This is a genomic window from Micromonospora foliorum, assembly GCF_022229015.1.
Classification (GTDB): domain Bacteria; phylum Actinomycetota; class Actinomycetes; order Mycobacteriales; family Micromonosporaceae; genus Micromonospora; species Micromonospora foliorum.
This window is the reverse complement of record NZ_JAKKFF010000126.1, coordinates 1-7,080: the sequence shown is the minus strand read 5'-3', so window position 1 is coordinate 7,080 and position 7,080 is coordinate 1. Positions and strand designations below refer to the sequence as shown.

The 7,080-nt window shown below is 72.7% G+C and carries 6 protein-coding genes and 1 pseudogene; 5 read left to right on the top strand and 2 right to left on the bottom strand.

Annotation, left to right across the window (positions count from 1 at the left end; all coding sequences use genetic code 11):
- The coding region (locus PSH25_RS11395) for a response regulator transcription factor (RefSeq protein ID WP_238659061.1) at window positions 1-311 on the top strand (311 nt) is incomplete at its 5' end.
- A gap of 16 nt (window positions 312-327) precedes the next feature.
- On the opposite strand, the gene PSH25_RS11390 is transcribed toward PSH25_RS11395, so the two are convergent.
- Together PSH25_RS11390 and PSH25_RS11385 are read right to left on the bottom strand one after the other, a co-directional pair.
- Complete coding sequence (locus PSH25_RS11390; protein ID WP_238659060.1) at window positions 328-1,239, bottom strand: L,D-transpeptidase; 912 nt, start codon at window positions 1,237-1,239, stop codon at window positions 328-330.
- Window positions 1,240-1,314: 75 nt separating this feature from the next.
- Window positions 1,315-2,760, bottom strand: a complete 1,446-nt coding sequence (locus tag PSH25_RS11385) for an alpha-amylase (RefSeq protein WP_238659059.1) — start codon at window positions 2,758-2,760, stop codon at window positions 1,315-1,317.
- 272 nt (window positions 2,761-3,032) lie between these two features.
- On the opposite strand from PSH25_RS11385, the gene PSH25_RS11380 reads away from it, so the two are divergent.
- The 4 genes and pseudogenes from PSH25_RS11380 to PSH25_RS11365 all read left to right on the top strand — a co-directional run.
- A complete protein-coding gene (locus PSH25_RS11380) occupies window positions 3,033-4,679 on the top strand; it encodes a ferric reductase-like transmembrane domain-containing protein (RefSeq protein ID WP_238659058.1) in 1,647 nt (548 codons plus the stop codon).
- Window positions 4,679-6,142, top strand: a complete 1,464-nt coding sequence (locus PSH25_RS11375) for an NADH-quinone oxidoreductase subunit NuoF family protein (RefSeq protein ID WP_238659057.1) — start codon at window positions 4,679-4,681, stop codon at window positions 6,140-6,142. The genes PSH25_RS11380 and PSH25_RS11375 overlap by 1 nt, the downstream gene beginning before the upstream one ends.
- Before the next feature lie 50 nt (window positions 6,143-6,192).
- Window positions 6,193-6,807, top strand: a complete 615-nt coding sequence (locus tag PSH25_RS11370; RefSeq protein WP_238659056.1) for a TlpA family protein disulfide reductase — start codon at window positions 6,193-6,195, stop codon at window positions 6,805-6,807.
- A pseudogene (locus tag PSH25_RS11365) lies at window positions 6,804-7,080 on the top strand (cytochrome c biogenesis protein CcdA); the annotation flags it as partial. The gene PSH25_RS11370 and the pseudogene PSH25_RS11365, both read left to right, overlap by 4 nt.

Genomic DNA, 7,080 nt, shown 5'->3' with positions numbered 1-7,080 from the left:
GGGCCAAGTACCGCCCGGCTCGGCAGCTCGCGGACGCGGTCCGCCGGGTGCACGCCGGCCTGCGGGTGGTCGACCCGACGCTGGCCGCGGAGACCCTCGCCGCCGGGGTCAGCCCGCTGACCGAGCGGGAGACCGAGGTGCTGCGCACCGCACGCGGCGGTGGCACCGTCGCCGACCTGGCCAGGGCGCTGCACCTGTCCGAGGGCACGGTCCGCAACCACCTGTCGGCGGCGATCGGCAAGACCGGTGCCCGCAACCGGGCCGACGCGCTCCGGGTCGCCGAGCAGAACGGCTGGCTGCTCGGCGAGTGACGGTGCGTGCCGGCGCTCAGGCGGTCGGCGGCGGGGCGGCCAGTTGGTCGACCACGACGACGCTGCTGCCGGGACGGACCTCGGCGAGCAGTTCCCGTTGACCGCTGCGGGTCAGCCGGATACAGCCGTTCGTGGTGTTCTCGCCCAGCTCGTCGTCGTGGTGCCAGGTGTGCACCCCGATGTGCGCCCCGCGCAGCCCGGACGGCACCGACTCCGGGTCGTCGGGCACCGAACCGAGGGCGTAGATGTCCACTCCGCCGTAGACCTCCTCCGGCGGTGGGGTGCGGCCCAGGATGAAGGTCCGCCCGAGTGGGGTCTCCTGGCCCGACTGGCCGAGGCTGACCTCCCAGGAGCGCACCGCCTTGCCGGCCCGGTACCAGGTGAGCCGGTGGACCTTGCGTTCCACCACGATCTGGTCGCGCAGCGGCACCGTCTCGAACCCGCCGGGGGGCAGCCAGGCGAGCCGTCGGTTGGCCGAGGGCAGCAGGACGGCGGCCCAGCCGGCACGCCGCTGGGCGATCGGCATGGTCAGCTCGACACCGCGGATGCTCGGTTCGAGGAAGGCGCGCGGACGACCGCCGGGCGCGTCGTACGCGGCGATCCGTCGGGTCGGGTGCGCGCCCTCGGTCAGCGGCGTGACGTCCATGGTGGCCGGATCGGCGGGGAACCCTCCGGGTGCGGGGTCGTAGTCGACCACCGGCAGCCCGTCCGGGGCGGGCGCGGCCGGGGGGATCGACTCCTCCGGGCTCTGCTCCACACTGCTCGGCGTCGGGTCGGCTACCACCACGTTGCGGTCGTCGGGGGCCGTCGAGCTGGGGGTGAGGGCCTGGCCGACCAGCAGCGCGGTGACCAGCAGCGCGGGTACGCCGATCGCGGCGGCCACCCAGACGCCGCGACGACGGTACGGAGTCTTTCGGTCAAACGGCACGAAACCACTCTATGGTGGCGGGTGCGTCGGGGCCCCCGGTTCGGCGAGAACCGCCGTCCGGAGGCCCCGGTCGAATCAGATTCGTGCGCCGATGTGGATGGCCACGGCGTCGTGCGCCGGCACGTTGGCCGCGAACCAGCCGTTACCGTCCACCGTGATCACCGGTCCGCTGCACGTGCCGCCCGCGTACGTGCCGTGGATGACGTCGCAGTATCGGCCGGTGGGCAACCCCGTGTAGTAGGAGCGGCCGTTCACCGCGGCATCCTCGTCGTTGACGGTGATGAAGCCCTTGCCGCTTCGGCTGAACGCGATGTGGTTGTTGCCGTTGTCGTACCAGTTGGCCACGCCGGCGCCCTCCGTGGCGTTGCGGAAGCCGACCATGTTGGCGATCACCGGCCAGCGGTGTTCGCACTCCCAGTCGGAGTAGCAGGTGGTGTTGAGCGTCTTGTTGGCGCCGTCGGACGGCGGGCCGGCGTCCCGGTTGCTGAAGGTGTAGCTGGACATGACGGTCGGGGAGCCGTACGGCCAGGCCAGCATGAACGCGTTCGCCAGCGCGTAGATGCCCCGGTCGCGGTAGGTCAGCACCCCACCGGAGTCGCGCTGGGTGTCGTGGTTGTCGACGAACACCGAGGCCGGGCCGGTGGGCAGGTGACCCCAGCCCTCGCCGAAGTTGCGCAGGTACGCCAACCGCTCGGAGCGGAACACCCGGGCCAGGTCCTTGCCGTAGCGGAACTCGTGCACGTCACCGTTGCCGGTGTACTCGGTCGGCTGGACCGGCTCGCCGGCGCCGTGGATGACCTCCTGCACGATGTACGCGGAGCGGGACAGCTTGCCCCTGATGGCGGCGATGTCGGCGGCCGGCATGTGCTTGCTGGCGTCCATCCGGAAGCCGTCGACGCCGAGTGACAGCAGGTCGTTGAGGTACGAGGCGATCTTCGTACGGACGTAGTCCGACTCGGTCTTCAGGTCGGAGAGGTTGACCAGTTCGCAGTTCTGCACCTCGTACCGGTCGTTGTAGTTGGCGATGTCGTCGCCGCCGTTGCGCCCGCAGTGGTGGAAGTCCTGGGTCTGGTAGATGCCCGGGTAGTCGTAGTGCGAGTAGGCCGAGCCGGCCCAGCCGGTGCCGCCGTTGTCCTGACCGGACATGTGGTTGATCACCGCGTCGACGATCACCTTGACCCCGGCCGCGTGACAGGTGTTCACCATCGACTGGAACTGGGCCCGGGTGCCCTTGCGGGACTCGATCCGATAGCTGACCGGCTGGTACGCCAACCACCACTGGTTGCCCCGCACGTGCTCCTGCGGGGGCGAGACCTGCACGAAGCCGTAGCCCTTCGGGCCGAGGGTGCTCTGGCACTCGCTGGCCACCGAGGGCCAGTTCCACTCGAAGAGCTGGACGATGACCTTCTTGCCGCCGGCCGGGGCGGCGACGGCCGGGGGTGCCGTCACGGTGGCGGGGACGAGCAGGCTGGCGATCAGGCCGAGGGCGAGGAGCGCCGAGCCGCGTCGACGTCGGTGCATGGGGACTCCTGACGGGAGCGGGGGTGGTGGTGCGGTGGGGAAGTGCCGGGTTGTCGGAATCTTGCAACCCTGGCTGAAATTTGCTGAAAGGTTACAAGCGTGTTGCAGCGACTGTCAATGCATGCACATTCGTCACTGTCCAGATCGCTGGGTGGGAGCGGGTACAACGCACGGTCGTGCCCCTCGGTTCGATTTCGGCCCAGAAATTTCCGTCGGCGGGTGATCCGCGCGCCCCGCCGGTCCGTACTGGATGGGGGAGCAGGGGTCGGCCGGTGGTACGCCGCCGCGAGACGATCGAGGAGCAGATGGCCCGGGCACAGCAGGACAAGAAGGCGGCGACCGTCCGGACCAGCGCCAGCAGTCGGGGGGTGCGCACCCCGTCCCGGTCGGCGGGCGCCCTGCTGATCGCGTCGGTGCTCGCCGCGCTCTGGGCGGCGATCATGCTGACCGGCGCCGGTCAGACGGCCTACGCGTACGGCTTCTTCTTCACCGAGTTCTTCGCCGGGGTGATCTCCCTGGTGGCGTTGAGCCTGACGGTGATGCTCGGCCTGCTCGCCACCGACCGGCTGGTGCTGCGCATCTCGCACCGGGTGCTGATGCAGTCCGCGCACCGGGCCACCGGCGTGCTGGGCGTGGCCGGGCTCGGCTTCCACGTCCTCACCAAGATCGCCACCGGGCGGGCGGCGGCGACCGACGCGCTGGTGCCGTTCGTCGGCGGCCGAGGGCTCTACGTCGGGCTCGGCACCGTGGCCGCGCTGCTGATGGTCAGCGTGATCTGGACCGGCATCATCCGGGCCCGCTTCGCCGGCGTCGGTCCGAAGTGGCTGTGGCGCACGCTGCACTCCACCGCGTACCTGGCCTGGCCGTTCGCTGTCTTTCACGGCCTCAACGCCGGTCGGGCCGCAGCGCCCTGGGTGATGTTCAGCTACCTCGGCTGCATCCTGCTGGTGGTGCTGGCCCTGCTGGTCCGGTTCTCGGTCACCATCGGTCGGCGCAGCCGCGAGCAGCACCAGGCCGCGGTGCGCAACGCGGTGATGGCAGGCCGGGCCGAGGAGGCGAAGACCGCCCGATCGCTGCTGGCCGGGTTGGGTCGGCGCAGCAAGGCCGCCGACAAGCGTCCCGCCTGGGCGGAGACCACCACCGCCACCTGGGCCGCGCCGGCCGCGCGACGTGATCCCGAACGGTTCACCGTCCCGGTGGTGCCCGAGCCCGGTTCCCTCGTCGAGCCGACCCGGCCGAGTCGACGACGGCGGGACGAGGAGCCGGCGGCCCGCCGCGACACCGAACGGTCCTCGCGCAGCCGGCGGACCGAGGAGACCACGACCAGCCGATCGGCGCGCCGCAGCGTGGAGGACACCGGCACGTTCCGACGCGACGAGGAGGAGCTGGAGCCGGTGACCCGCCGGCGCGGCTCGCGTACCCGGGACGAGGCCGTGCCGACCGGTCGGCGACGCGCCGACGAGCCCACCGCCGAGCGGTCCCGCCGCCGGTCCCGCAGCGAGGACGACGGCAGCCGTTACTCGGCACCGCCGCAGCCGACCCTCGCCGAGCCCGAGGAGCCGTGGGACAGTCCGCGCCGCTGGCAGGCCGACGAGCCGATCTCCGCCGGCCCGATCTCCGTCGAGCCGATCTCGGCCGGCCCGATCTCCAGCAGCCCGATCTCGTCGGCGCCGCGCAGCGGCAGCGGCCGGCACAGCGCCGACGACGACCTGCCCGAGGAGCCGGACTACTGGCGTCCGCCGGCCCGGTACGTGCCGGACGAGGTGGCGCCGCCCGTCGACGACACCCCGACCCTTGTCGACCTGGCGTCCCGCCGTGCTCGACGGGCAGCCGGTGAGGGCAAGTCCAAGCGCCGCAAGGCCAGCGCCGACGCGGTGGACGGGGCCTACTGGGCCGGGCTGCGGGGTGAGGCGAAGTGATGCGGACCGCCGTACCACCGGTCGCCTGTGTGGGCGAACCCCGCCTCACCGCCGGCTTCGCCGAGTACGGCCGGCTCGACCTGCTCGCGCACGAGGAGGTGCACGGACCGATCGGCCCGATGGAGCCGGCGCAGCTGCTCCAGCTCGCCGAGGGCATGCAGCTCAAGGGCAAGGGCGGGGCGGGGTTCCCGTTCGCCCGCAAACTGCGCGCGGTGCTGGAGTCCTGCGAACGGCAGGACCTCGCCGCCGTGGTGGTGGTCAACGCCACCGAGGGGGAGCCGGCCAGCTGGAAGGACAAGGTGTTGCTGACCCGCGCCCCGCACCTGATCCTGGACGGCGCGGCGCTGGCCGCGTACGCGCTGGACGCCGACGAGATCGTGATCGGCGTGGCGGACGACGGGGTCGGCCGGGACTCGCTGATGGAGGCCCTCGAAGAGCGCCGGATGCCGGTGCAGACGACGATCGTCACCGTGCCGCACCGGTTCATCTCCGGCGAGGGCGGCGCACTGGTCAACGGGATCAACGGGCTGCCGCACATCCCGCCGGGCACCAAGAAGCGCTCCAGCGACTCCGGGGTCAGCGGCCTGCCCACCCTGCTCTCCAACGCCGAGACGTACGCCCAGCTCGCCGTGGGCGCCCGACTGGGCCCGTACGAGTACGCGGCGCTCGGCACCGACGACGAGCCGGGCACCGTGCTGCTCACCGTGACCGGCGCGGCCGGCCGACCGGCCGTGGTCGAGTGCACCGCCGGTATGCCGCTGCGCGACGTCCTCGACCTGTGCGAGGTGCCGGACATCCAGGGCATCCTGATGGGCGGCTACCACGGCAAGTGGATCACCCCGGAGGCCGCGGAGAAGGCCGAGGTCTCCCGCAAGGGCCTGGCCGCGGTCGGCGGCACCCTCGGCGCGGGCATCATCGTCCCGCTCGGTGTCGACACCTGCCCGCTCGGTGAGGCCGCCCAGGTGGTGCGCTACCTGGCCGGCGAGTCCGCCGGCCAGTGCGGGCCGTGCAAGATGGGCCTGCCGGACCTGGCCCGCGCGGTCGACCTGGCCGTCGCCGGCAGCCAACCGGCGGACGTGGTCCGCGCCGCCGCCGGCGAGGTGAAGGGCCGGGGCGCGTGCAGCCACCCGGACGGCACCGCCCGGTTCGCGCTCTCCGCGATCGAGGTCTTCACCGAGGACCTGCGGCTGCACAGCACCGGCGACGGCTGCGGCCGACGGGTCAAGGGCGTGATGGGGCTGCCGGGCGCACCCGACCCGAACCCGCAGAAGCTCACCCTGGACTGGTCGCGCTGCGACGGGCACGGCCTGTGCGCGCACGTCGTACCGGACTTCATCCGGCTCGACGCGAACGGATATCCCGCCTTCCCGGCCACCCCCGTGCCGACCTGGCTGCGGGAGGGCGCGCTGAAGGCGGTCAAGGTCTGCCCGGAGCTGGCTCTCCGACTCGCCAAGGCCGAGTAGCCAAGGCTCAGGCCCAGCAAGGTCCCTTCCGGACCGGAACGGAGAAGCGGATGCGGATCGGCATGGCGTGGACAGGGGCCGGGCAGGTGCGCCGAGCCGCCACCGCCGGGGCGCTCGTGGTGGCCCTGCTCGGCGGTGCCGCCTGTACCGGCACCGCGCCGGGAGGGCCCGCCGCCGGATCGGCCCCGGCCTCGACCGGCGCCCCGCCCATCCCGACCGGTACGCCGACCGGCGGACCACCCGCCGCCTCTGCGCAGGTCCCGGACGTGCTGCGCTTCACCGGGACCACCCTCGGCGGGGCCGCGTTCGACGCGGCACAGCTCGCCGGCAAACCGGTGGTGCTGTGGTTCTGGGCGCCGTGGTGCGCCACCTGCGCCAGCCAGGCCTGGACGGTGGCCGAGATCGCACCCCGGTACCGGGACACCGTGCCGATCGTCGGCGTCGCCGGGCTGGGCGAGCGGAAGGCCATGAAGGAGTTCGTCACCGAGTTCGACCTCGGCGCGACGCCGCAGATCGAGGACAGCAGGGGCGCGCTCTGGAAGCGCTTCAAGGTGACCGAACAGAGCGTCTTCGTGATCATCGACCGGAACGGCGCGGTCGTCCACCAGGGCTTCCTGGACGGTGAGGCGCTCACCGCCAAGGTCGCCGCACTGGCCGGGGCGTGACCGCCGCACTGCTGCTCGCGCTGACCGCCGGCATGCTCGGCGCGGTCAACCCGTGCGGCTTCGCGTTGCTGCCCGCGTACCTCTCGCTGTTGGTCGCCGAGAAGTCGGACACCCGCGGCGCGGTCGGCCGCGCGCTCACCGCGGCGGCCGGGCTGACCCTGGGGTACGTGCTGGTGTTCGGCGCGTTCGGCCTGGCGCTCGCGCCGCTGGCCGGATGGCTGCGGCCCCGGCTGCCGTGGCTGACCGTGGCGCTCGGCGTGCTGCTGGTGGTGG

Bases quoted from the DNA above. Each gene is read 5' to 3' on its own strand.
- PSH25_RS11385 (WP_238659059.1), bottom strand. From the start codon at position 2,760: ATGCACCGACGTCGACGCGGCTCGGCGCTCCTCGCCCTCGGCCTGATC.
- PSH25_RS11375 (WP_238659057.1), top strand. From the start codon at position 4,679: ATGCGGACCGCCGTACCACCGGTCGCCTGTGTGGGCGAACCCCGCCTC.
- PSH25_RS11370 (WP_238659056.1), top strand. From the start codon at position 6,193: ATGCGGATCGGCATGGCGTGGACAGGGGCCGGGCAGGTGCGCCGAGCC.